Origin of the sequence: Synechococcus sp. Cruz-7E5 (assembly GCF_024345995.1) — a bacterium.
In the GTDB taxonomy this organism is placed as follows: domain Bacteria; phylum Cyanobacteriota; class Cyanobacteriia; order PCC-6307; family Cyanobiaceae; genus Regnicoccus_A.
The window spans coordinates 276550-301279 of sequence record NZ_JAGQCE010000002.1; the positions used below are offsets into that span (position 1 = coordinate 276550).

Consider the following 24730-nt stretch of genomic DNA (forward strand, 5'->3'; position numbering starts at 1 on the left):
CTGCTCAGGGGCTCGGCATGGACGCAGGTAAAGCTCACGGGACTTCCTCCAGCAGCTGGCTCCAGGCGTCCACGTAGTCACTCCAGGCGCTCCGCGCGGAGCTTCGACCCTCCTCGGACCAGGACCTGCGCTGCTGGTCCGAGCTGCTCAGCAGAGCTTCAAGGGCGGCGGCCAGGGCGGAGTCCGAATCACCGTTAACCACCAGGCCGCATGGTCCATGGTGCGGGGCTGCGGCTCCGTTCTCCGAAGCCACCACCTGTTCGGGCAGGCCATCCACTTCGCTCACAATCACTGGTCTCCCAGCCGCCCGTGCCTCCAGACAGACATTCCCCCAGGGTTCCCAGCGGGAGGGAATCACCACTGCATCGACCTGGGCAAGAAGGGCGGGGATGTCCCTGCTGGCTCCCACGAGTTCGACCCGCGGGTCGGCAGCGGCCAGTGCTTCAAGCTCCCTTTGCTGGGGACCACTACCAACCAGCAGCAGTCGCAGCCTGGCCCGGGGCAGGTGGCGCAAGGCCAGCAGCAGACGGTCGAACCCCTTCTGAGGGGTGAGCCGGCCGTAGGCCAGCAGGGTGAGAGGCCTGCCGCCTGCAGGAGCTGGTGCGGGAATAACCAGGAAGTCGTCGACCGTGCGGGAGGAGAGCAGAACACGAGTTCTGGAAGGGGGTATCAGCTGGGCTTCCTCAATCCAGCTGCGCTGGGCACGGGAGACGGCCACCACCCGTTCCATGGCGGCGTAGGAGAGTTTCAGCATGGCGCGGAAGCGGAACGTAGAGGGCACGTTGTGCCGCTCAAAGCCTGCGCAGTAGTGGTGCTCAAACAGAATTTGCCTCTGACCCCGATGGCGCAGCAGGCTCGGTAACCCCTTCCAGGAGCAGGCTCTGTGCCAGACCAGCAGATCTGGATTCCAGTCCAACAGGGTGCTGTTGAGTTCCTCCGGACCTACCATTGCAAAGCTGTGCCGTTCAGCCAGGGGAGAGTCAGAAAGCATCTGCAGGCTGGGCCGAATCCCGCAGATCCCTCCTGCGCCTCCGGCAGCAAGAACATGGAGCACCCTCATGATCAGGTCGGTGCATTGAGGGTGGGCCGCGGCATCAGAGTCGCCATAAAGCATCCCAGTTGATGAACGGTGCAAGGCCGTTCAGCTCTGGGAAGGATGAGGTTTGCGCTGCGCAGCTTGGCCAGCCTGGACCATCTCCACAGCAACGCGACAACCGGACAGGTTGGAACGTTCGCAAGGTCAGCCTGCTCGCTCTGGGTGTGCGTACGCGGATCTGCGCTCCACTCCAGGTTCACGGCAACAAAACCCAGGTACGGGAACAGAGACGATATCAGGTGCAGATCGCGATTCCCACTCCTAAATGGTCTCACGAAACCGCGAGGTGGTGTGCTCCGCAAACCGCGGACGCAATACGAAACATTAAAGGATTCGGCATCAGAAATTCTCCGCCAGGGAGCCAGGGACAACGCAAATGGTTATGGGCTCTGGGTTTGGGCGAGGTGCTTGAAGGCAAAGCGAGAGGAAAAAAGCGTAAAGAGGGGCAGGCAGAGCCAGTGACTGACCAATACGGCGATCGCAACGCCGAGGGCTTGCCACTGCACTCCAATAAAAAGGGCAGCAGCAAAAATAGAGGTGAAAAGAATATTCCAGGCCAAATCCCAATTGGTCTTGTTAATGGCGATGAGCAGTTGGGATGCTGAATCAGCAAAGGGACGGGGAATGACTGATAGGCAGATCAGAATCAGGATAGGTATGGCGCTGGTCCATCTTTCTCCAAAGACAATCGGTACATAAAGTGGCGCCAATGTGGACTGCACTAAGACAAGAGGCACGATCAATGAGCCCATCACTCTAAGGCTCTGGAAATAGCGATTTCTGAACTGCCTGATGTTGTCACGTGCCTCACTTAAATGAGACAGAATTGATGCTTTGGTTGAGTTGATAATGCCCAGGCTGATTCCAGCGCCTGCGTTGAAGGCAAAATAGTAAACCCCTAGGGATTCAAGACTGAGAAAGCGACCTACTATCAAATAATCGAGGTTATTGCGCAGGGTTTGCAATAGTTCTACCCCAAGGATTGAGCTGCCAAAACCCATGAGCTCGCCCCAGTGCTTTGAGGTCAACTTTCCTTGTGGTCTCCACGAATGGTTTTTTAACATCAAGAAAAGCCATATTGGTGCGACTAATACTTTCGGCAGCACGATGGCCCAAAGGCCTAGTCCAGCAATCGCAAACAAGGCTGAAAGGATGTTGTCGGTGGACACTTGAGCAAGTTGGGCCAGGGCGATGACTTTGAAGCGACCTTCTCGTTGGATTAATGCTGCTTGCACCAGCCCGATTGGCATTATCAGTAACACCAATCCAAGTACGCAAATTGGCAATATTAGCCGTTGATCATGATAGATCCAGCTGACCCCAAATGCCGTCAGAATCTGGGCTAAGAACAACCCTATAAAAAATAGCCAATTCAGCCAATAGGCTTCCCGCGATAAGATATCCACATGATCCGCATCAGCCTGAATCAGTTTAGTTCCCACTCCGTTGCGAGTAAAAACCAAAATGAATTCATTTATTGTGATCACCAAGGCTGCCAAGCCGTAGTCTGATTTGGTCAGAAACCGAGCTAGAATGATAGTGGCTAAGAGGCGAGAAATGCGAATCAACGCCGTTGACCCTCCCAGCCAGCCCACATTGCGTAAAAATGGGCTATCGGCAGCCTTTAGCTTTCCCTTGATCCAACTGAACGGCATTGAATTTACGGAAGAATCTAAATCATGAATAGTTGGAGAATTAGCTTAAGAACTTGGCATAAGGAGTGTGAGTTAATTCTTGGTGTAACTCATCATAGTTCTCAACCAAATCTTGCAAATTATCGGAGGAGAGCTTGCGCTGACGACTAGTGATGGGAATCGCTTCAACGCCTAAGAACTCAAAAGCTTGTTGCCGGAAATGTGCTTGAGACTCTGGAGAGGAAAACAGTTCCTCATAGGAAATGCTCAATAGGTGGTCAGTATCTACGTGACTTAGAATCTCTTGTTGCTGCATGACCTCCTTTTCGGCGTTGGTCAGCATTTCAAGAATTTCTGGAAGATCGACTCGAATTCTTGATTGCCGCGTTTGTGTAACTAACTTTCCATCCTGAGTCATTTCCGAGGATACAATTCGGGTTTTTCGCATCAGCTCCAGAGATATGTGCTGCTTGAGGTGATTCTCGCGATAAAGGTAAATGATGTGAAGGTCGGGGTGATCCCGGAAAAAATCCAGCAAATGATACTTCAGCATGGTGTGGTGGAAGTCCTTGACGCCAACGGAGCGGATCTGAGAGTATCGTTTGAATTGAATTGGCTTATGTCGTAGGAGGTTCTGGTAGGCGTAGTATAACTGAGAAAAGTAAAAGAATAAACGACTTGAGTATATGAAGTTAAGATAGGCTTTGCTTGGTCTTCTTCTGGTGAGTGCCCGAAATATCTTGTGGGGCTTTGTCCAGTCTCCGAGCACCTCTCCATAGTTTACCAAGTGGGGGTGTTGGTTGAATAAGTCTACCAAGAAGTTGCTGCCACTTCTGGCTTCGGTGTAGATAAAGTGCTGTTTCATCATGTATGGCAATGGAGAAAGAGAGGCTCAGATCAAAGCCGGAAGATCAAGCGGGGTGTGGTCCTTGAGCCTTTGAGGCTGGGTTCAATCTGAGCATAGCGGCACTAGGTAATCCTGCTAACTCTAATTGCATCCGATGTCCTCAAGATGGGCAAATTTGTCTGGGACATGTCGAAGCATGCTGATTTTCTTGCTGTTGAGCCCGGTCAACTGGCGATGTCGACCCTTATGTTAGCCGGTGGCATCACGGTGATGGCAGATGATATCAACGTACTTGGGGATTTTCTCACTCTCTAGGACCTGTGCGTCTGTGGCTTGAGACTTGTCGCCAAGTGAGTATCGGGAATATTGTCATCCACCTTGAGGAGTCGGTTTAGGCTCCGGACGATGTGACGATCCATGGTGGGCAGTCAGCTTGGCGAAGCCGAGCCACATGCCCAAATTGGGTGAGGCCACTCATGGCTGTTCAATTCGTCCCAAAGCAGCTTCGTCCCAAAGCAGCGTGAATTGAGCGTGCTCAATGAGTGGATCAATATCGGCTGAAGCGGTGGCGCCCAAGACATAGATCCTAGATCCCTAGGCATCAGAGCCGAATTGCTAAGCCGTGCCTGCACGGCCATCTCACTTCGAAGGGGAACTGATTCAATCGTGTGGCTAGCATGGTGAACCATTGCAGGCTGCGCTAGGGTATGAAACTACGAGGCATCGTGCAGATTCCTCAATCGAGACGTGTGCCGAAGACCCCGCAAACTGGCATTCATGCCTGGCAGATCGCTCGCATGTCGAGAGGTCTGATCAACAGCTTGCTGCTGCTCTTGATTCTGTTCCTTCCAGCGGCTGGTGTGAAGGCTCTCCCCCTTTCGCCTGGCGATCGGGTGAAGGTCACAATTCCGGAGGGTGAAGAATTCAGCGGGATATTTGAGGTAAATCTGAATGGGGAGCTAGAGCTACCCTACATTCGCGGGATTCCGGTTACTGGACTCGAGCCCTATCAGCTACAAGATCGTATCTATCAGGCACTGGTAAAGGGTGGTTATTTTCAGCCCTCCTATCTCAAAGTCAGTGTCAACGTGATCCAGTGGGCTCCAGTGGAGGTATTTGTCAGCGGGTCAACCTTCGCGCCTGGTCGAGTGTTGATCAATGAATGGACCCCCGCAGAACAGACCCTTGCGCCTGTGGCCCAAGGCGGTCAGGGCGCCTTCAATCGCTTTCTCTCAGCCGCGATCCGTTCTGCAGGCGGCTTGCTACCTACAGCTGATGTGACGGCGGTTGAGATGATCCGAAACCAGGAGCGACTAGTGGTTGATCTTAGTGGGGCCTTTACCGGTGAGCCCTTCAAGGATATTCCTCTTGTTGCTGGCGATCGGGTCATCGTGCCCGATACCGGCCAGGTCAATCCTCTGATCATTCGACCTTCCCAGATCACACCTGTGGGGGTGAAAATCTACATTTCCAATCTCACCGTACCGGCTACCAGCAATGCCACCTCTGCAATTGGCAGGGATGCCACCTCCTTCCCCTATGGATCCCGCTTCTCCCATGCTGTAGTTTCGGGCAACTGCGCTGGTGGCACAGTGATCACCAATGCCTATCGCCGTGCCGTGTTGGTGAGGGTGGATGCCACCACCGGCAAGACCACCACCCTCGACAAGGGCGTGGAGCAACTGCTGCGACGCTCCAGCAGCAGCGAGAACAATCCCTATCTCATGCCGAATGATGCGGTAGCTTGTTATGATTCTGCTGTGACCAACGTCAGAGACGTTCTCAGAATATTCTCGGAGATCATAGGCCCAGGGGTTCTCCTCTACGACCGCTTCACACCCTGAGGGCCCAGTGAAGTTCCAGCCCACATTGCGTGATCGTGCCCGCACATTGATTTCGCCATTGTCTGTGCCGATTGCCAAAGGCGCACGCCTGTTGACTGACCAATTTCAGAATATCCCTCTGCCGAGACTTGCCCATCCAAAGGCATGGTGGAGTTCCCTGAGTAGAACGGACAAACTCCGCTGGAGCCGCTATTTCATGGTGAGTGGAGCGACGAATGGATTGATCTGGGGTTCGAGCCTTCTCTTTCTGGCGACGGCTAAACCAGTTTATACAAGCTCCTGGGCGCTGATCCTACCTGGCAACATCAATGCAGTGAGTTTGAACCTTCCTGAGATTGGTCAGGCATCCGCCTCCAGCGGATCATCCGGTGGTGCCAGTTCCAGTTTTGATCCACGTGCCAACTATGAATATATCTTTACCAGTGAGCAGGTGATTCGTCAGGCGGCTAAAAATGCCCAACTTCCGTTTAAAAAATTTGATGAGCCTCGAATAAAAAACATTGATAACACTACAATCATGCAAATTGAGGTCACTGGTCCAGCGCCAGAAGAGGCCCGCCGTAAGTCCTATGCCCTCTACGATGCCCTACGGCAGCGGCTCAACGAGCTCCGTGCTAGTGAGATCCAACAGAGGGAAGTTCCCACCCAGACCATTCTTCGTGATACTCAGGCCAAGCTGGCTGCCGCTCAGAGAAAGGTTTCGGCCTACAAGCTCAAATCCGGAATCAATTCGATCGAGCAAGTGGAGGCTCTCTCCACGAACATCGAGCAACTCCGTCGAGATCGTGCTCAGTTCGCCTCCCAACAGGCCCAGGCCGATGGGAAGGTGCAGAAGCTAAGCAGCAGCCTTGGTATCACAGCTGCTGAGGCGGCCGATGCCTTCAAGCTACAGGTGGATCAGATCTTCCAGCAGAATCTTAAAGACTACAGCGAGGCCACTGCAATCCTCAAGGTTGAAAGCTCAAAGTTCGGTCCCAACAACCCTCGCATCCGTAAGGAGGTGAAGCGTCAGCAGGCAGCCCAGCAAGCCCTGCAGAGTCGTGCCAGTCAGCTGCTCGGCCGTCCACCTCTGGCCAGCATCCTCACTCGCCTTGCCCTCGGCTCCAGTGGCTCTGGTCGCGACGCTCTTTTCCAGTCCCTGGTGACGGATCAGTCCACGGCTTCCGGCGCTGCCGCTAAGGTGCGCAAGCTGGATCAGCAGATCGCCTCCCTTGAGGATCGGCTGCGCTGGATGTCCCAGCGGCAGTCAACTCTGGAGAGCCTCCAGCGGGACGAGCAGATCGCCCAGGCTGTGTTCGCTTCCACCCTCGCGAAGCTGGATCTTGGCCAGGGAGATCTGTTCGCTGCCTTTCCGCTTGTGCAGATTGCTGTGGAGCCGAGTCTGGCTGAGAGGGCCACCTTCCCCAAGAGGGGCCTCGTGCTGGCCGGTTCTGCTATCGGATCGATCCTCACCACAGCAGGACTGTGGATTCTCTGGATCCGCAAGCCCTGGATTAAGCGGATCGCCAACATGATCTCCACCTAGGCGGCGCAGTCGGCGATGGGGATCAAGTTCTGGAAAATGCGGCGAGAACCTTCCGATCTCCAGCCTGAAAACTGGCCGGAGCGTTTGGTGTGGTGGTCGATTATAAGTACCTATTTTGTCTGGCTGTTCGGTGGGCTCTATGTGGTGGGCTCTGTTCTGGGCTGGTTGCTGCTGGGATGCCTGATCGTGATGATCCTGGCGAGAACTGACCATCCGGATGAGTTTGATCCAATCGTGATTTCACCTGTCATCTGGCTTTGGATTGTGGGCATGCTTCTGATGGAGGTTGCCCTGATTGCAGGCCATGTGGATTTTAATCTCGGCACAGGGATGATCATTAAGTCGTCGATTGGCTGGGCCAAGGGTTGGGCGGGTCTGGCCCTCTATCCCTTGGCAGGTTGCCTGAAGATTCGTAGCGGCATCATAAGCAGGGCTGTCTGCATTGTGGGACTCCACACCCTCATCGTTGTTCCAGTTCTTCTTGTTACGCCATATCTTCATCTGCCTGAGATTCTTTATGTTTCGCCTTTGCGAGCTATCGGCGGCCCGGGTGATTCTTTCTTTGATGTTCCACTTTATGAGATTGATCACACGACTGGAGATCTGCGCTGGCGTCTGTTCACTCCTTGGGGGCCTGCCCTCGGCTTTGTGGGCAACGTGAACTTCATGCTTTGCCTGCAGGAAAGGGATCGGAACTGGAAGCTTATTGGCTTAGCGGGCTCCATCGTGATGTGCTTTGTTTGCAAGTCGCGACTGGCTCAAGTCTGTATTGTCCTCATCCCTCTGGTTGTCACCGTGATTGCCAGGATTCGCCGCCCACTTACACTGATTTGCCTTGGGTTTGTCTCCTATCTGGGTGGCATCTTTGCGCCAATGCTGCTGACGGCGGCCAGCAACTTCTGGGAAGATTTCAAGGGCGCACGTGCCGACTCAACTCGGGTGCGCTTTGCTCTCAAGCGCATCGCTTTTCGCCGTTGGGAGGAGGAGGCACCCATCTGGGGGCATGGCATCGTGGAATCCGGCCCACACCTGGTTGAGTTTATGCCGATCGGGTCTCACCACACCTGGGCTGGGCTGCTGTTTGTGAAGGGGCTTGTTGGCATGTTGGCCCTGATCGTGCCAATGGCAGCCACGATCATCACCCTGATCCTACGAGCTTCCAATCCCCGCTATAAGTTGGGTTCGGTGGGCCTCAGCATGATCGTGATTCTTCTTCTCTATACCTTTGGTGAAAACCTCGAAATTCTGGTCTATCTCTATTGGCCAGGAATGATCATGATGGGGTTGGCCTTACAGGAGCCCAAGGCCCCATTGCCGCTTGGCTCTGGGGGAGCCCAGCTCCATCTGCCCTCCACTTGAAATGCCTTGGCCTCTCAGCTGGAGTCTCGGCTGGGCGATGGAGTGGCCCGCGTGGTTGGAGATGAAGGCTTCAGGCGCTGTGTTCACCTGAACTGGCTGGCTTGGCTAGATTTTTGATTGCAGCGAGTTTTCCTCATGTACGGGCTTGTCAACCGTGCCATCCAGCAGATGGTCACCTCGCATCATGGAGACGATGTCTGGAGACGGATCAAGGAGAAGGCAGATCTGGAAGACCTGGATTTTTTCTCCACTTTCCAGGCCTATCCCGACGATGTGACGCATCGACTGGTTGCCGCTGCCTCAGAAGAGCTTGGCTTATCCGGCGACCAGATCATGCAGGCCTTTGGGGAGTACTGGATTACCTATACCGCTTCGGAAGGCTATGAACAGCTACTGGAGAGCACCGGTGAGACATTGCCGGAATTCCTTGATCATCTGGACAATCTCCATGCCAGGGCAGGGCTTTCCTTTCCGCAGTTGCAACCGCCATCGTTCCGCTGTGAGCATGCTGCCGACCAGTCGATGGATCTGGAGTATCGCTCCAAGCGCTATGGGCTTGCCCCCATGGTGATAGGGCTTCTGCATGGTCTGGGCAAGAGATTCCGCACTTCCGTCACGGTGGTTCAGACAGCGTCCCGGGATCGGGGAGACGCCAGAGATCTCTTCCATGTACGATATTCTGATCTCCCGCTATCTTCTGAAACCAATTCAGAGGCTGATTCCGACGGTGGTATCTCATGACCCTGCATCGAGGTGATGGCCTCATCACTTGAGCTATCGGTTGAGCATTTCAACCGGCTATTCCCCTTTTATCTCATACTCGATGCTGAGCTTCGTATTCTTGCGGCAGGATCTGTTTTGGAGCGGATTCTGCAGAGAGAGTCCCTGCTTGGTGATCCGCTGCAACAACACTTTCGGCTGAAGCGTCCTGAAGGCCCCTTAAGCTTCGCCGGCCTGCGCCGATCCACCGATCAGCTGGTGATGCTGGAATCGCACTCGATCGCGCTTCAACTCAAGTGTCAGATCTGCTGTCTGGTTGAACATGAGCGGCTGCTCGTCGTGGGGACCCCCTGGGTGCTGAAGCTGGATGATCTCAGCTCCTTAGGTCTGAAGATCAACGACTTTCCTTTTCAGGATTCTCTCGTTGACTATCTCTTTCTGTTACAGGCTCGGAATGTTGCTCTTGAAGAGAGCCAGAAGCTGAATGAAGTTCTAATTTCACAGCGTCGCGAGTTGCGGCAAAGCACCCAGCGCCTGTCCGCGCTTAATGAGGAGCTGGAAGCTGCCAAGCGGGCGGCTGAGGATGCCAACTCCGCCAAGGATACCTTCCTGGCCACGATGAGCCATGAGATCAGAACTCCGATGAACGCCATCATGGGGATGGCCGGTCTCCTCCAGGAATCTCAGCTTGGGCCTGTAGAGAGCGACTATGTAGAGATCATCAACAGCAGCACGGACTCACTCCTGACTATTATCAATGACATCCTCGACTTTTCGAAGATTGAGTCGGGGGCGATGCATCTCGACGAGCAGCACTTTGATCTTCGCATCTGCATAGAAGAGGCACTTGATCTGATCGGGTCCCGGATGGTCGGCAAGGATCTGGATTTGATCCTGGATCTCGAACCCGGATTCCCCAGCGCGGTCATCGGTGATCTCACCCGTCTGCGTCAGATTCTCTGGAACCTGCTCAGCAATGCTGTCAAGTTCACCTCCGCTGGTGAGATCGTCGTTGTGGGTTCCGCCGAGGTTCTAGACGCTGAACCTGGCCTCCCCACCCGGTGCCGATTCACGATTCAGATCCGTGACAGCGGTATCGGGATCCCATCTGAGCTGATCTCCCAGCTTTTCGAACCCTTTCGCCAGGCCGACCCGTCGATGGCTCGACGCTTTGGCGGGACGGGGCTCGGTCTGGCCATCACCCGACGGTTGTGCGAACTGATGGGGGGCACGATCGAGGTGGCCAGCGCCGAAGGAGAAGGCAGCGCGTTCACCTTCAACCTGTTGCTGCGACTGGACCCTGCCGCACCTGCAGTCCCTGTCGGGGTTGATGGCACCGTCTCGTTCCCCTTCTCGGCTGCGTCGATCTTGCTCCTGATCCCCAATGCCAGTCTGCGTCAGGTCTTGGCCCGGCAGCTGGGTCAACTGGGCTTTGACGTGACTGCCCCTGATGCTTCTCAGGATGGCTGGTGGGCCCAACTTCCAAGTCTTGATCGGTTGAGCCGTGTGGTGGTTGTCATTGATGCTCGGTTACTTGCTGCTGCCCATGCTTCGAATCACCCGCACCTCTGGCAGCTGCCGCTCCTGAGCCGGTATCCCTGGATCGTCCTGGCCTACAGACATGAGGAGCTGGAGCCGGGGCTTTTCCCCGACAGAATCCCTGTGGTGATCGGCAAGCCCGTGAGGTTCGATCAGCTCTGCTCTGCCCTCGTACGTCAGCTTCAAGGCCCGTCAGATCCGGTGAAGGCGAGCGTCCCTTCCTCTGCGCTGAAGCCTCCTCTTCCCCCCTGGTCCGCCTCTGTAGACAGTGTTAGCCGTCTGGCCGACCGCCTTCCACTGCGAATCCTTGTGGTTGATGACATTCCAGTGAACCGCAAGCTGGCGCTCAAGTTGCTGGATCGCCTCGGCTACCGGGCCGACGCTGTTCCTTCAGGTGCTGAGGCGGTGCGGGCCGTTCAGGAGCACCCCTTCGACGTGCTCTTCATGGACGTTCAGATGCCCGGACTCGACGGCTACGAGGCAACGAGGGCCATCCGCAGGTTGCCCCTGCCGGTGGTGCAACCCTGGATCATCGCCATGACCGCCCATGTCAGCCCTGAGGACCGGAAGAGTTGTCAGAGTGCCGGCATGGATGATTTTCTCGGCAAACCGATCGTTCCATCTGACTTGGTCCATGCCCTGGAGCACTATCAACCCCGCCAGAATCAGACGATCCTTGATGGTGAGCCGATGAGTGGGAGTCCTCAGTCAAGCCAGGCCATTTTCGGGGACGGTGCCGATCCGATCGATGAGGCCGCCTGGCAGGAGCTCCAGCAGGTTCTAGGAGCGGATGGGGATGAAGTGCTCAGAGAGCTGATCGATCTGTACATGCAGGATGCCATGCGACTGGTTTCCTTGATCGTGATGGCCCATCAGCTCCAGGATTCGCAGGGGATGATCACGGCAGCCCATGCCCTGCGGTCTCCCAGTGCCAGCCTCGGTGCGCAGCTGTTGGCCTCACACTGTGGAGAGGTTGAGGAATCTCTGCGATCCGATCCTTTCCACTGGCCCCAGGAGACGGTCGATCGCTTGCTCGTTGAGGCCGGCAGGGTGAGCGAAGCCCTGCGTAGTCGACGCCCCTTGGAGTCCTGATTCCTGATTCATTTGCGTATCGCTCCGCTATCTGCCATGGACCTGTGTTCCACCCTGATCACGATCCTGCTCGTGGATGACGATCGCATCCATCCCCGCATCCTTGAGGCCCGTCTCAAGGGACAGGGCTACCAGGTCCTGATTGCCCATTCAGGTGAAAGTGCTCTGGAGCAGGCGCGTCAGAGCCCTCCCAACCTGATTCTCTGCGATTGGCTGATGGATGGCATGGATGGTCTGGAAGTCTGCCGGGCAATCAAGGAGGATCCTGCTCTTGAGGCGACCCATTTCATTCTGCTGACGTCACGATCCCGGGTGGAGGATCGCGTGATTGGGCTGGATTGCGGAGCAGATGATTTTCTCAGCAAGCCGGTCGATCCCGACGAGCTACTGGCACGTGTCCGCTCCGGCATTCGACTGAACCAGGCCAATGAACGCCTGAAGCTTCTGGCCGAAGAGCTTCGCAGGCAGAAGGAGCGAATGGATCAGGAGTTGGCGGAGGCGGCCTGTTATGTGCGGACCCTTCTGCCGGTGGAAGTCAGAGGCACGGTGGTGGTCGATTCGCGTTTCGTTCCTTCCCATGAGCTGGGTGGAGATTCGTTCGACTACTTCTGGTTGGACGATGATCACTTCGTGATTTATCTTGCCGACGCTTCCGGCCATGGCCTTGCGGCGGCATTCCCTTCGATCTCACTTCATAACCAGCTACGTTCCCGCTCGCTGAGCGTTGATCTTCATGATCCGGCAGAGGTTCTTAAAGCCCTGAATTCTGGATTTCAGATGGAGCGTCAGCAGGGGCGCTATCTGACCATGTGGTACGGAGTGTATCAATCCTCTTCCCGGACACTTCGGTTCGCCAGTGCGGGCCATCCCCCTGCTCTGATCTGGTCGGAAGATGGATGCACTCCTACCAGCTGGCTGAAGGGACAGGGCATGGCCGTTGGCCTGTTCGAAGACTCGATCTACATCACGGAGAGCCATGCTGTGGATCATGGAGCCTGCCTGTTGGTCTACAGCGATGGGCTTTATGAAGTGGCAAGGCAGGATGCACCGATGTGGTCACTGCCTGAATTCGTGGATGTGGTTGAGGACTGCCGAGAACTTCTCCGTGCCGAAGATGGTCTGGATCGTCTGTTGGCACGCATAAAAACTATCAATGCTAATGCTCGTTTCACTGACGACTACTCGGTGATCCGAGCAATTTTCCCATGAATCAGCTAATGGTGCCTGTGTATTTAGGCTTTGGACGATCGCTCTGAGATAATCGTAAAACATTCATGGCTGCTGGGAAAGATGGTGAAAACCCGGTCGGTACCGGTGAGTTCAAGAACTAGCCGTAACTGGCTGTTGAGGCTGCACAGGTATAGCTGCCTTCCATGTTCTCTTACTCGCTTAAGCGTCGACACCAGGGCGCCGAACCCGCTGCTGTCCATGAATTCGACATCCTGACAATCAATCAGAAAGTCCTTGGGCTTCTCGGCAAGAACGGAACAAATCTGGGCCCTCAAGTCTCCTCCGTTCTGGGCGTCAATGAAACCTCTGGGCCTAAGGATGTAGAGATCATCCATTTAGTGTGCTTACAAATTCTGTGATCTTACCACCTGGTATGGGCACGCACATCGCTGAATCCATGAGTTTGGAGAGGGTTGCTGGTCGTGCGGGCTGAGCCGACGTGATGGACATGGCATTGCCGACCCCCAGCCCTTCGCTAGGTTGGTGGTTAGTGGATGACGTGTATGGTCACGATTGAAGAGCTTCGTCAGAGATCGTTGCCCTTTGTCGCCGCAGACAAGGAAGGGTTGATCGTAGAGATCAACGGGTTGTTCGAGTCTGTCTACGGTTGGACGTTGGCTGACCTGAGAGGCCAGTCGCTATCCATGATCCTTCCGGATTCCTTTAAGGACGCCCACCATCTGGGGTTCTCTCGATTTCGTATTTTTGGTGAATCCCAGATTCTCAATCATCCGCTTGAACTGATGACAATCTGCAAAGATCAGAGAGAAATCAACTCCGAGCATTTCATTGTTGCTGAACGCAGTGGTGACAGCTGGGTTTTCGCAGCAACGCTGCGCCCTCTGTCGTGACCTGTGGATGGACGATCTGAAGCTCGTCACCCAGCTGCGGACCACCCTAGGCAGGTTGGAGGCGGCACTCGGCGCCGTCGACGAAGCCCTTGCCTTCACTGATCTCGAAGGAATTGTTGAATGGACGAATGCGTCCTTTGATCGATTCGTTGGACGATCTCGTTTGCAGTGTCTTGGTGTCTCTCTGCCACGGCTTCTACCTACGCGTTACCAAGCCGGCCGTCCCGAAACGTCAGACTGTCTGTTGTTCTGGGCCAGAAGCGGGCCAGGAAAGGCTACCTGGGACCTGTCCCCTCTGCCTCCGCGGCGGGTCGTCGCAGTGTCCTGGGCGATGGTCAATGTGCCAGGCAAGCCATCTCTGGTCTTTACCTTCCGCGATCAGAGCGAGATCGTTCAGTCGCAGGACGCCTTGACCGAGGCTCGCGATCAGCTCGAGCTGAAAGTGGATCAGCGTACAGACGAGCTCAAGCAGGCACGTGACCAGGCAATGGCTGCCAACCAGTCTAAAACCAGATTTCTGGCAAGTATGAGCCATGAGATCCGAACACCCATGAATGCGGTGATCGGGATGACTGAGCTGTTACTAGACAGCCCATTGGAGCCCAGACAGAGGGAGATGGTTAGCACGATTCAAAGCAGCGGTGAGCATCTCCTCAGCGTCATCAACGACATACTTGACATATCACAGATCGAGACTGGCCGTATTCATCTGAATGTCAGAGCATTCAACCTTCTTGCTTTGCTCGACGACTGCAAGATTCTTTTTCAGAACCAGGCTACTGCCAGGAATCTCAAAATGGAGGTGTATGTTCCTGCGGGCGTGCCGAAATGGCTGAATGGTGATGACCTGAAGCTACGACAGATTCTCTTCAATCTGTTGGGCAATGCCTGCAAATATACAAACGAAGGGTCGATCTGTCTCTCGGTCGAGCCTGTGGTGGGGGATGGGAACAACGTGACGTTGCACTTTCGTGTTGTCGACACAGGTATCGGCATACCCGTCGATGTTCTCCCAACAATCTTCGAGGAATTCACCAGATATTCCGATCCTTCGCAGACCACTCAGAGTGCAGGTCTAGGACTGGCGATCTGCCATCGTCTCAGTCACCTGATGGGTGGCGAGATCTCCGTGGAATCGAGAGTCGGCCAGGGCAGTTGCTTCTCGGTCCATCTCCCCTTCGGGTTAACCCAGGAGCCTGCCCAGGCAGTGCCCCTAGTGGACTCCGGCGCTGATCGTGAGGCGGCTGTCGCAGACAATATTCAGATTCTCGTTGCTGATGACAGCCGTGTGAATCAACGGGTTCTGGAGTTGATGCTGGCCAGGTTGGGCCTCAAGGCGGAGGTGGTGGGAGATGGCCAGGCGGCCCTTGATCGGATTGAGTGCGGAGGAATCGATCTGGTCTTTATGGACGTCGAAATGCCTAAGCTCGACGGGCTGGCGGCGACACGGCTGCTGCGTTCTGATGGCTTCCTTGAAGTATATATTATCGCTTTGACAGCATATTCTTACAGCTCTCATCGTCAGGATTGTGAGGCTGCTGGGATGAACGACTTTCTTGCAAAGCCGCTTCGTCATGACGACCTCTCTGCCGCACTCAGCCGTTTTCGGGACTACCGCCGCAGGCAGGATGATGGTCTCACATGACCACTATCGATCTTCGTCTTGCGGAATTGTCCCCGACTGAGGCTAGCGTTTATTGATGGGACAACCGAGATGGTCGAGTTATCACAGCTACAGCATGGGCCGAGATGAACCGCCCCGGGGAGACCAGATGAGCAAGGCGGTGGGTATGTCCTTTGGCAAGCCAATTCGTGATGCGGGTGTCATTGGAATAGCCGTCTTCGCGATCTCCAGTACGGCCCTGATCTTCACCTATCGGGCAGCCCATGATCTGTTGCTGAGCACAATCAGGGATCGCCTAAGGGATGTGGCAGTGATCACGGCGTCAGAGATAAATCCTGATCTGCATTCCACGATCGCGGCATCCAGTCAGACGGGCAGCATGGCCTACCGCCAAGCCTCGGAACCACTGCTTCGATTGCGTAAGTCAGTGCCCGATATCTTTTATGCTTATACTCTCAGGATGCGGCAAAAAGATCTTCATTTCGTTCTGGATAGCTCATACTACATCAAGAATCATGGCGACGAGACCGTCGTTGCATCCACTGGCCAGCGCTACGTTGATGCTCCGCCTGCTGCGTTTCTGGCCGCTCGAACAGGTCGTGTCGCTGTTAGTGAAACTCCCTATACCGATGAATGGGGATCATTTCTGAGCAGCTTCGCGCCCATTCGTGGCGCAGATGGCAAGACCATTGGTCTGGTTGGAGTTGATCTATCCCTTGCCTCACTCAGCCGCCAGCTTTTCCCGCTGCGTCTGAGCCTTGGGCTGTCTCTGGCTGGGACTGGCCTTCTCTCCACTCTCGTCGCCAGTCTCGTGTGGCGCTCCCAGCGATTACGAGGCCAAGCGATCGAGCAGATTCTTCGAGCCAGTGATCTGGCCCAACGTGCGGCCGCAGATTCAGAAGCAGCCAGCCGCGCCAAGAGCACTTTTTTCACGACGATGGGCCATGAGATTCGTACGCCGCTCAATGGTGTGATTGGGCTCACCAACATCCTGTTATCAACCAATCTAACTTCCGAGCAGATCCAGTGCCTGCGAACTGTGAAGAATGCTGGTGAGTCCCTGCTGCTCTCGCTCAACCAGCTTCTTGACTTCGCTGCTCTTGAAAGTGGTTCAATTGTCGTGGACCACACCCCTGTTCGTATCTGGCAATTGGTTCAGGAGGTCGTAGATCTGTTCGCGTCGTTGGCTGAGTCGAAATCATTGCGGCTTTCATTTGATTTGTCTGCCGAAGTACCTGATACTGTGCTTACCGACCAATTCCACCTCCGGCAGATTCTCATCAATCTGGTTGGTAACGCGATCAAGTTCACCTCCAGTGGAGATGTGAGCGTGTCAGTTTCGCCCCAGGCTCCCTACCCGGACGGGAAGTTTCACCTAGTCTTCACGGTCCGGGATTCGGGCCCCGGTCTCAGCGCGTGCCAGATCCAGAACCTCTTCCAGCCATTCATAATGGGCGACTCCTCCAGTACCAGTGTCCATAGTGGCCTGGGCCTGGGTCTGGCCATCTCCCGCGGACTGGTTACGTCTCTGGGAGGCACTATTCATGTGGAGAGCGAGCTCGGCAAAGGCTCGACGTTCCAGGTCATGATCCCTGTAGAGCCTTCGTCCGAGCCTGAATCCAGCTCTTTGGCGCCTGCCGTTACGCCCTCTGAAAGCACCGACGATTTTGCGGCCTTTCACCCCCTACGTATTTTGCTGGCAGATGATAATCCCGTGAATGTACGCGTCTGCGAGCTGATGCTGAGCCGCCTTGGCTATGGCGTGAGTGTGGCCTTTGACGGAGAGGATGCCATTAACCAGCAGCGGAGCCTCGACCCTGATCTCATCTTGATGGATCTGCGCATGCCGAAACTTGATGGGCTGGAGGCTACACGCAGAATCCGTGCCATTCGCGGTAACGAACTTCGTCCGTGGATCGTGGCGATTACCGCCAATGTACGGGAAAGCGATCGTGAGACAGCTTTGAATAGTGGTATGAACGACTTTGTCAGCAAGCCAATCCAGGCCGAACGGCTCCGTTCAGTCCTGTTGCGGGCCCACGCAGCGATCAAGATCGGATAGATCGTTCGCGACCGTCCGATTGCGTCCCGACATCCAGGCTTGCCTCAGTGCCGTATCGGCACGCTGGTACAGATCGGTGAATCCAATGTCCTGCGCATCCCGGCTTGAGACCCCGGCACTGATGCTCAGAACGTGACGTGAACCATCCACGATCACCCCCTGCTGTGCGATTTGGCAGCGGATCCGCTCCGCAACCGCCAAGGCGGCCTGGACGTCCTGTCTGTAGAGCATCACTGCAAACTCCGCACTTGCCACCCGAGCAGCAAGATCACCGTTCCCGAGTTCCGACCGGATAGCGACTGCAACGTCCTGAATCAGCCGATCCCCTTGGCCATCAGCGAAACGCTCGTTCAGGTTGGTGAAGTCATCAAGCCCGATCAGCAGAAGCGTGAGAGGCTCCTGGTGGAGGAGTGACTGTTGAAACTCCCGCTGGCCAGATTCGAAGAAGGGCCGTCGGTTGTGGAGCCCAGTTAGAGGGCAGAGATAACGGTCGCGCCGTGATTCAAGGGTGTGGATCACCATGCCGGCGAGTTCCTCGAGCAACTGGCGCTCATGCTCCTGGAGGCGCCTGGGCTCTGGACCGATCACACAGAGCGTCCCGAGAGCATGTCCTTCCCGGGTGCGCAGCGGAGCCCCTGCGTAAAAGCGAATGTGGGGATCCCCTTTGACCAGAGGATTGTCCCGGAAGCGATCATCAGCCTGGGCATCACTGACGACCATCACTTTATCGGAACAGATGGTGTGAGCACAGAAAGCAACCTCCCGTGCCGTTTCACTCGCCTGCAGACCCACACGGGAGAGAAACCACTGGCGATTGTGATCGACGAGGGAGACCAGTGCTATCGGCATTCCCAGCATCTGGCTCGCGATCCGGGTAATGCGATCAAAGTCCTCGTCTGGCTCTGAGTCGAGAATGTGGAACGAATCCAGCTCATCTTGACGCTCAGCCTCGTCCTCTGGAACGGGATAGGAACTCATCGCAGGTTCAGGGAACTGGACTGTGCCCATGGGCCGCTACTGATCAGCATGGATGACCCTTCAGGCACGACATGCAGACGGTGTCCAATTCCTCTGATTCCAACCCTAGGCGTGAGGCGTTGCCTCCGGCTGAGAGGATGCGGCAATGTCCCGTCCTGCGGCCTGTCTGTTCGACCTCGATGGTCTGTTGCTGGACACTGAGCCTCTGCATGGCCGTGCCTGGCGGCAGGCGGCCCGGGAGTTCGGCCTCGAGCTCAGTGATCAGCAGCTGCTGGCGCTGCGCGGGCGCCGGCGGCTCGACAACGCCAGCCGCGTGATTGGCTGGATTGGGGCGGCTGGCCGTCAGCCCCCCACCAGTGAGCAGTTGCTGGCGGTGCAGCAGCCGATCGCCAGGCAGCTCCTGCCCGGAGCAAGGGCGATGCCCGGGGCGCCTGAGCTGGTGCGGCGCTGCCAGGAGCTGGCGATCCCCATGGCCCTGGCCACCAGTAGCAGCCACGACTCGGTGGGGATCAAGTGCGCTCCCCACCCCTGGCTGGAGCTGATCGAGCTGATCGTCTGCGGTGACGATCCCGAGCTGGCGGCCGGCAAGCCAGCCCCTGACATCTTTCTGCTGGCGGCCCGCCGGCTGGGGGTGGCCGCTAGCGCCTGCTGGGCCTTCGAGGATTCCATCGCCGGCGCCCAGGCGGCTCTGGCGGCGGGTGCCCTGGTGCACGTGCTGCTCCCCGACGGCCTCGGGCGGGAGCATTACCCCGAGGAGGTGCGCTGTCTGCGCTCTCTGGCTGAGCTGGAGCTCAGCGGTCCTGGCCTGAGCCGGTGAAGCGCTGGTAGAGGCGAAAGCCCAGCCCTCCCCACAGCAGCGTCCAGACCGTGAAGGTTGCCAGGGTGCCCAGCTGGTTGGTCTCGATCGAGTACACCCCGGCATGGATGAAGCCGGCATCGATCAGCGAACCACCGATCCCCCAACCCAGCACCCAGCTGATCATGAAGCCAATGGCCTGGAGGTTGCCGGTCATTGCAGCGCCGCGGAACACCAGCGGCATTCTCCTGCTCCCGCCGTCTGGCCAGGGCGATCTGGTTAGGGTCGCGCCGCTTCTGGCGCCCTTGGCCCGTTCTCTCCTGTTGTGCGTCAGCTTCCTTGATTCGTTCCACCTCCCCCAAGCCCTTCCCACTCGCATTGAGTCCCGCCCGTCCTCTGGAGACGGTTTCCCTGCAAGAGCCCGGTTATCCGTCCAAAGCCGAGCTGCTGGCCTGCCTGCCACCTGAGCTGCTCAAGATCGACACCACCAAGGCCTGGGGCAGCCTCGCCTTCTCCCTCGGCTTCTCTCTGCTGGCCTACGCGGTTGGCACCCAGCTTCCTCTTCAGCCGAACGCGGCCCCGCTCTGGCTGCTCTACGCCCTGGTCACCGGCACCGTGGCCGGTGGCTGCTGGGTGATTGCCCACGAGTGTGGCCACCAGGCCTTTCACCCCAACCGACAGCTGGAGGCAGCGGTGGGATTCGTGCTGCACAGCCTGCTTTTGGTGCCTTACTTCAGCTGGCAGCGCAGCCATGCGGTGCACCATGCCAACTGCAACCACCTCGAGGGTGGCGAAACCCATGTGCCCCCTCGCGCTGGCTCAGCCGTTGGCCAGGTGGTGCAGCGATGGGCTACTGGCTTGGGCCCCATGGTCTACGGGGTGTTCTCCCTGGTCACCCACCTGCTCCTGGGCTGGCCGCTTTATCTCCTATTCGGCGTGGCCGGTGGCGAGGACCATGGCGCCCCCACCTCTCACTTCTGGCACGGTGCCCCGTTCCGCAACGGCCGCCGGCTCCTTTTCCCCGACTCCAGCCGCCGCGGGATGCTGCACTCCAATCTCGGCCTGGTGCTGATGTTGCTGGCCCTTGCTCTGGCCGCGCATCACACCTCCCTGGCCCGGGTGCTCGCCGTCTATGGGTTGCCCTATCTGGTGATCAACGCCTGGCTGGTGGGTTACACCTGGCTGCAGCACACCGACACCACTATTCCCCACTTTGCAACGGCCGAGTGGACCTGGGCCAAAGGCGCTCTGCAGACGGTCGACCGGCCCTACGGACCCCTGCTCAACCTGCTGCACCATGGCATCGGCTCCACCCACGTCTGCCATCACGTCAACCCCAGGATTCCCCACTACAACGCCTGGCGGGGCACGGCGTTGCTCAGCCGCCAGTACCCCGATCTGGTCCGTTTCGATCCCACTCCCATTCACCGGGCGCTGTGGCGCATCGCCAGCGGCTGTGCCGTGGTGAGCCAGGAGGGCTCAGGGGCTGGGTTCTATTACCAGGCCCCGGTTGCTGCCACCGAACCTTCAGCCTGAACTGAGCTCGGCTGCTGGGTCTTCTGGACCGCAGCCACCGTCACCGAGGCCACTGTCACTGACGCCTCAATTGTCTGCTGGCGATAGCGACGCAGGCAGTATTTGCAGCCGCCAGTGGTCTGCAGATGACGCTCCGGGGTGATCACGATCAGGCGAACGGGATGTTCAGTGCAGCGGATCTTCACCGGGGTGCGATAGCTGCGGTAATCAATCTCCTCGTAGCTGTAGTGATGGCCAAACCGTTCCATCGCCCGCTTCAGAAAGGTTTCGCGATCGATCCTCACAGCCATGTACTTCCTCTTGCAACAGACGACACGCCACCTCATCAGCCTGGTACTAAAACTATGTGAAGAGCAGGGGGGTTCCCCAGGATTTCCATCTTTCTGAAGATTGATGGCCAGGGGAACCCTTTGGCAGTCTTCAGCTCACCACCACGTTCGTGACCCGTCCACCTAGGCGGTTGACCCGTTGCAGGGCCTCATTCATGCGGCTGAAGGGCACGCGCATCACATAGGCGCCACTGCGGACGTAGTCGTTGTTGACCAGGCCCGTGGCGGAGATGGTGACCACCCGGCCACTGCCGCTGCTGCTCTCACCGGCCGACACGCGCAGGGCGTCGACCCGGTGCTCCTGGGAGGGAGCGCGCAGGGGTGCCTCCGGGGCGAACTCGGAGGAAATCCCCGTCTCGTTGCTCACCAGCGCCTTGAACGGTCCTTCGGTGGAGACGATCACCACCCGGCCACCGGCACCACGAACAGGTACCGCTTTGTCCTGGTGGAGCGCCTTGCCCAGGCGGAACTGGGTGCCGCTGGAATCTCCCTTCACCGAGGCCGCAGCTCCGCGAGCGAGCTGCATCAACCAGGAGAACTGACGTCCCTCATGGCCTTTGGAGTAATCCCAGCCGTGCAGGTACGGCACAACATCAAGACCGAAGCGTTCCTGGTATTCGTCGCTGTCGATGTAGGAGTCGATCTCTGCGTCGTAACCCTGCTCCTGCAGGATCGTGAAGTGATGCAGCATCTCCGCCTTGTTCTGGGGTGCCCGACCCAGCAGATGCTTGTGATTCAGTTCAATGAAGCGATAGGGATTGCAGTTCTCAAAGAATCTGGATCGATAGAGGCCACTCTTGGCCACGGTCCGCACCAGTTCCCGGACGTTGAGAACGCCGTTGCGGAAAAGGGACTCAGCCCCATTGAGCCGCTCACTGGCCATCACATACTGCTGACCGAGCACCTGCTGATAAACAGCCCGAACGATCGCTTTGGTGTCCTGTTCGGAGCCGTATGACCAGCTTTCCCTGTTGCGATCATTGGCGAAGCGATCAATACCTAAGGCGGACGCCTGGACCAGTGCCATGGGTAGGAATTCGAGTGGGACAGGAGGAAGAGAAGGGCGACCAGTAGAAACCGAAGCCAGTCGACATGCTGGGAATCGAGGCTTGAATGACGAGCCCTTAGTTCTTGGTGCCTGGCAGACTCTACGCTGAGTTAGCGTTTCCGCGCATTACTCCATAAGCCTTCAACCATCGCAAGATCTCTTCACGATATGGAGCGGCCTGTGGCCATCGCTCCGCGTCACGTCTGGCGGGTTGCTGCAATCCATGGCAATCCATGGGTCTTGCCTGATTGATCACCTCTTTCAGGGCATCAAGGCTGAACTTATCAGGCCCGAAATTACCGTATGTTGATGAGGGGATGTATAGCCAAGATCTGCTTTTCTGCTGTCGCTACTGCTCCACGGAGCCTGAGTGGATTCCCTGGTGAGGGGCAGGACCAGCCTGCCTGGATATCACTCCTCTGCGGCGTGATAACTGCTGCGCACCAGGGGGCCACTGCGTACCTGGCGGAAGCCGAGTTCCCTCGCGATCGCCCCGAAACGCTCGAATTCGGCGGGCTCCCAATACCGGGCCACCGGCAGGTGGGCCAGAGATGGACGCATGTACTGGCCGAGGGTGAGGCGCTGGCAGTCGGCCCGCCGCAGGTCTGCCAGGGCGGCCACCACCTCCTCAACGGTTTCGCCCAGCCCCAGCATCAGCCCGGATTTCGTCGGGATGTGGGGGGCCAGCTCCCGGGCCGCCGCCAGCAGGGCCAGCGAGCGTTCATAGGTGGCGCCCCGCCGCACTTCCCCCTGCAGCCGTTGCACCGTCTCGAGATTGTGGTTGAAGCAGACCGGCTCGGCGGCCAGCACGGTGGCGAGCCGATGGCGCTGGGCGGCTTCGCCCTCAGTCCGGAGGGCATGACCACCCCAGAAATCCGGGGTCAGCACCTCAATCGCGATCAGAGGGTTGCGACGTCTGATCGCCGCCATGGTGCCGGTGAACAGCCCGGCGCCGTGGTCGGCCAGATCGTCGCGGGCCACAGCGGTGAGCACCACGTAGCGCAGGCCGAGCTGCTCTACCGCCTCAGCCACCCGCTCCGCTTCCTGGGCATCAAGCGGCGCGGGCGCGCGGCCCTTCTCCACCTGACAGAAGGCGCAGCTGCGGGTGCAGACCGGTCCGCCCAGCAGAAAGGTGGCGGTGCCGGCGGCGTAGCACTCACCTCGGTTGGGGCAGCGCCCCTCCTCGCAGATGGTATGCAGCCGCTGCCCCTTGACCACGGCCTGCACCGTTTCCAGGGCTGAGGCATTGCCGATCGGACGGCGCAACCAGGCGGGCAGCCGCTCAGCGGGGGCGACCTGGCTGTAACGGCTGATCGGGCGAACCATGGCGCTCACTCCATCCGGCGCCGGCCCTCGAGGGCCCGCGCCAGAGTGACTTCATCGGCGTACTCCAGCTCGCTGCCCACCGGCAGCCCATAGGCGATGCGGCTCACCAGACAGAACGGACGCAGCAGCCGGGCCAGATAGAGGCTGGTGGTGTCTCCTTCCACGCTCGGCGGCAGGGCCAGGATCACCTCCGTCGTCGTCTCCTGGTCCACCCGGTTCACCAGGGGTTGGATCTGCAGCAGTTCAGGCCCGATGCCATCCATCGGCGAAATCAGCCCGCCGAGCACGTGGTAGCTCCCCTTGTATTCGCGGGTGCGCTCCAGGGCCAGCAGGTCGCGGGAGTCGGACACCACACAGAGCTGGCCATTGCGCCTTTCCTCATTGCGGCAGATGTCACAGAGCTGCTCGGCCGAAAGGTGGAAGCAGCGGCTGCATTGACCCACCTGGCGGCGGGCCGCGATCAGGGCGTCGGCGAAGGCGTGCACCTGTTCTTCGGGCTGGCGCAGCAGATGCAGGGCCAGGCGCTGGGCGGTGCGCGGACCGATCCCAGGCAGGCGCTCGAACTGATCGATCAGCCGCGCCAGGGGCCTGGTGAAGCCGCTCAGGAATCCGCCGCAAGTAAGTGCAATCTAGGAGCGAGGCCACCGGCAACAATGGTTGCGGTGTGATCCCACCCTTCCCGCTTGCTCGGTACCCCATGGCGCAGCGCCCTTCGTTCTCCTGGCTTCTCTCTGCGCAACGGGGCATGCTCGGCCTGCTGCTGGGAACCCTGCTGCTGCTGGGTGGCCTGAGCGGTTGCAGCGCGGCGGCGGCCGGGCTGAACTCCTTTCAGAGCCCGGACGGGCGCTATGCCTTCCTCTATCCAACCGGCTGGACCCGGGTGGCGGTGAGCAACGGCCCCCAGGTCGTGTTTCACGATCTGATCAACAGCGATGAGACCCTCAGCCTGGTGATCTCGGACGTGAACGCCACCAACGAACTGGAATCTCTAGGAAGTGCCGTTGCGGTGGGCGAGAAGCTCGGTCGCATCGTGATCGCCCCGGAGGGCAGCGGCCGTGAGGCCGAGCTTGTGGAGGCAAGCGAGCGCGAGGACGGCGGCCATACCTTCTATGACCTCGAATATGCGGTTCACCTCTCCGACCGCGACCGCCATGAGCTGGCCACTGTGGTGGTCGACCGCGGTCGCCTCTACACGCTCGCGGCAAGCACCAATGAACTGCGCTGGCCGAAAGTGAAGGACCTTTTCCGCAATGTGATCACCTCCTTCACCCTGCAGATCTGACGCCTTGGCCGA

Annotated in this window: 23 protein-coding genes and 1 pseudogene; 13 read left to right on the top strand and 11 right to left on the bottom strand. The window is 57.8% G+C overall.

Annotated features, from left to right (window positions below; translation table 11 throughout):
* Positions 1-34: 34 nt before the first annotated feature.
* The 3 genes from KBY77_RS04190 to KBY77_RS16730 all read right to left on the bottom strand — a co-directional run bounded on the left by KBY77_RS04190 (position 35) and on the right by KBY77_RS16730 (position 3268).
* Entirely contained in the window at positions 35-1060 is a 1026-nt protein-coding gene (locus KBY77_RS04190; protein ID WP_399212194.1) for a glycosyltransferase, read from the bottom strand.
* Between the two features lie 416 nt (positions 1061-1476).
* The gene (locus tag KBY77_RS04195) at positions 1477-2751 is read right to left on the bottom strand and encodes a lipopolysaccharide biosynthesis protein (RefSeq protein ID WP_255102323.1); all 1275 of its coding nucleotides are present in this window, start codon (positions 2749-2751) and stop codon (positions 1477-1479) included.
* 40 nt (positions 2752-2791) lie between these two features.
* Positions 2792-3268, bottom strand: a complete 477-nt coding sequence (locus KBY77_RS16730; protein ID WP_399212197.1) for a hypothetical protein — start codon at positions 3266-3268, stop codon at positions 2792-2794.
* A 474-nt stretch (positions 3269-3742) separates the two neighbouring features.
* On the opposite strand from KBY77_RS16730, the gene KBY77_RS04205 reads away from it, so the two are divergent.
* From KBY77_RS04205 to KBY77_RS04235, 7 genes are all read left to right on the top strand, one after another.
* Entirely contained in the window at positions 3743-3892 is a 150-nt protein-coding gene (locus tag KBY77_RS04205) for a hypothetical protein (protein ID WP_255102325.1), read from the top strand.
* Positions 3893-4302: 410 nt separating this feature from the next.
* On the top strand, positions 4303-5421 hold the full coding sequence (locus tag KBY77_RS04210; protein ID WP_255102326.1) for a polysaccharide biosynthesis/export family protein: 1119 nt from the start codon (positions 4303-4305) through the stop codon (positions 5419-5421).
* Between the two features lie 7 nt (positions 5422-5428).
* Positions 5429-6946, top strand: coding sequence for a hypothetical protein (locus KBY77_RS04215; RefSeq protein WP_255102327.1), 1518 nt, complete (start codon positions 5429-5431; stop codon positions 6944-6946).
* Positions 6947-6961: 15 nt separating this feature from the next.
* On the top strand, positions 6962-8305 hold the full coding sequence (locus tag KBY77_RS04220; protein ID WP_255102328.1) for an O-antigen ligase domain-containing protein: 1344 nt from the start codon (positions 6962-6964) through the stop codon (positions 8303-8305).
* Between the two features lie 117 nt (positions 8306-8422).
* Complete coding sequence (locus tag KBY77_RS04225; protein WP_255102329.1) at positions 8423-9046, top strand: heme NO-binding domain-containing protein; 624 nt, start codon at positions 8423-8425, stop codon at positions 9044-9046.
* A gap of 15 nt (positions 9047-9061) precedes the next feature.
* Entirely contained in the window at positions 9062-11656 is a 2595-nt protein-coding gene (locus tag KBY77_RS04230; RefSeq protein ID WP_255102330.1) for an ATP-binding protein, read from the top strand.
* 36 nt (positions 11657-11692) lie between these two features.
* Positions 11693-12865: a PP2C family protein-serine/threonine phosphatase gene (locus tag KBY77_RS04235; RefSeq protein ID WP_255102331.1), complete on the top strand. Its 1173-nt coding sequence runs from the start codon at positions 11693-11695 to the stop codon at positions 12863-12865.
* Positions 12866-12888: 23 nt separating this feature from the next.
* Here KBY77_RS04235 and KBY77_RS04240 read toward each other — a convergent pair whose 3' ends face one another.
* Entirely contained in the window at positions 12889-13221 is a 333-nt protein-coding gene (locus tag KBY77_RS04240) for an STAS domain-containing protein (RefSeq protein WP_255102332.1), read from the bottom strand.
* A gap of 168 nt (positions 13222-13389) precedes the next feature.
* Between KBY77_RS04240 and KBY77_RS04245 the strand changes: the two genes are divergently transcribed.
* The 3 genes from KBY77_RS04245 to KBY77_RS04255 all read left to right on the top strand — a co-directional run bounded on the left by KBY77_RS04245 (position 13390) and on the right by KBY77_RS04255 (position 17423).
* Entirely contained in the window at positions 13390-13737 is a 348-nt protein-coding gene (locus tag KBY77_RS04245) for a PAS domain S-box protein (RefSeq protein WP_255102333.1), read from the top strand.
* A gap of 7 nt (positions 13738-13744) precedes the next feature.
* Positions 13745-15382, top strand: coding sequence for an ATP-binding protein (locus tag KBY77_RS04250; RefSeq protein WP_255102334.1), 1638 nt, complete (start codon positions 13745-13747; stop codon positions 15380-15382).
* A 127-nt stretch (positions 15383-15509) separates the two neighbouring features.
* Positions 15510-17423, top strand: coding sequence for a response regulator (locus KBY77_RS04255; protein WP_255102335.1), 1914 nt, complete (start codon positions 15510-15512; stop codon positions 17421-17423).
* Here KBY77_RS04255 and KBY77_RS04260 read toward each other — a convergent pair.
* Entirely contained in the window at positions 17382-17966 is a 585-nt protein-coding gene (locus KBY77_RS04260) for a GGDEF domain-containing protein (protein ID WP_255102336.1), read from the bottom strand. The genes KBY77_RS04255 and KBY77_RS04260 overlap by 42 nt on opposite strands.
* A 33-nt stretch (positions 17967-17999) precedes the next feature.
* Positions 18000-18431, bottom strand: a pseudogene (locus tag KBY77_RS16735) (GAF domain-containing protein); the annotation flags it as partial.
* Positions 18432-18546: 115 nt separating this feature from the next.
* On the opposite strand from KBY77_RS16735, the gene KBY77_RS04270 reads away from it, so the two are divergent.
* Complete coding sequence (locus KBY77_RS04270; RefSeq protein ID WP_255102338.1) at positions 18547-19218, top strand: HAD family phosphatase; 672 nt, start codon at positions 18547-18549, stop codon at positions 19216-19218.
* On the opposite strand, the gene KBY77_RS04275 is transcribed toward KBY77_RS04270, so the two are convergent.
* Positions 19193-19441, bottom strand: a complete 249-nt coding sequence (locus tag KBY77_RS04275; RefSeq protein WP_255102339.1) for a hypothetical protein — start codon at positions 19439-19441, stop codon at positions 19193-19195. The two genes, KBY77_RS04270 and KBY77_RS04275, sit on opposite strands and share 26 nt — an antisense overlap.
* A 134-nt stretch (positions 19442-19575) precedes the next feature.
* Here KBY77_RS04275 and KBY77_RS04280 point away from each other — a divergent pair, with 134 nt between their 5' ends.
* Entirely contained in the window at positions 19576-20733 is a 1158-nt protein-coding gene (locus tag KBY77_RS04280) for a fatty acid desaturase (protein WP_255102340.1), read from the top strand.
* Here the strand turns inward: KBY77_RS04280 and KBY77_RS04285 are convergent.
* From KBY77_RS04285 to recR, 4 genes are all read right to left on the bottom strand, one after another.
* Positions 20694-21023 (bottom strand): hypothetical protein, encoded by a 330-nt coding sequence (locus KBY77_RS04285; protein ID WP_255102341.1) that lies wholly within the window; start codon positions 21021-21023, stop codon positions 20694-20696. The two genes, KBY77_RS04280 and KBY77_RS04285, sit on opposite strands and share 40 nt — an antisense overlap.
* A gap of 130 nt (positions 21024-21153) precedes the next feature.
* Complete coding sequence (locus KBY77_RS04290; RefSeq protein WP_255102342.1) at positions 21154-22089, bottom strand: phycobilisome rod-core linker polypeptide; 936 nt, start codon at positions 22087-22089, stop codon at positions 21154-21156.
* Between the two features lie 432 nt (positions 22090-22521).
* Complete coding sequence (gene lipA / locus KBY77_RS04295) at positions 22522-23424, bottom strand: lipoyl synthase (RefSeq protein ID WP_255102462.1); 903 nt, start codon at positions 23422-23424, stop codon at positions 22522-22524.
* A 17-nt stretch (positions 23425-23441) separates the two neighbouring features.
* A complete protein-coding gene (gene recR / locus KBY77_RS04300) occupies positions 23442-24020 on the bottom strand; it encodes a recombination mediator RecR (RefSeq protein WP_315856459.1) in 579 nt (192 codons plus the stop codon).
* 161 nt (positions 24021-24181) lie between these two features.
* Here recR and psbP point away from each other — a divergent pair, with 161 nt between their 5' ends.
* On the top strand, positions 24182-24718 hold the full coding sequence (psbP, locus tag KBY77_RS04305) for a photosystem II reaction center PsbP (protein WP_255102464.1): 537 nt from the start codon (positions 24182-24184) through the stop codon (positions 24716-24718).
* The last annotated feature ends 12 nt before the right edge of the window (positions 24719-24730 follow it).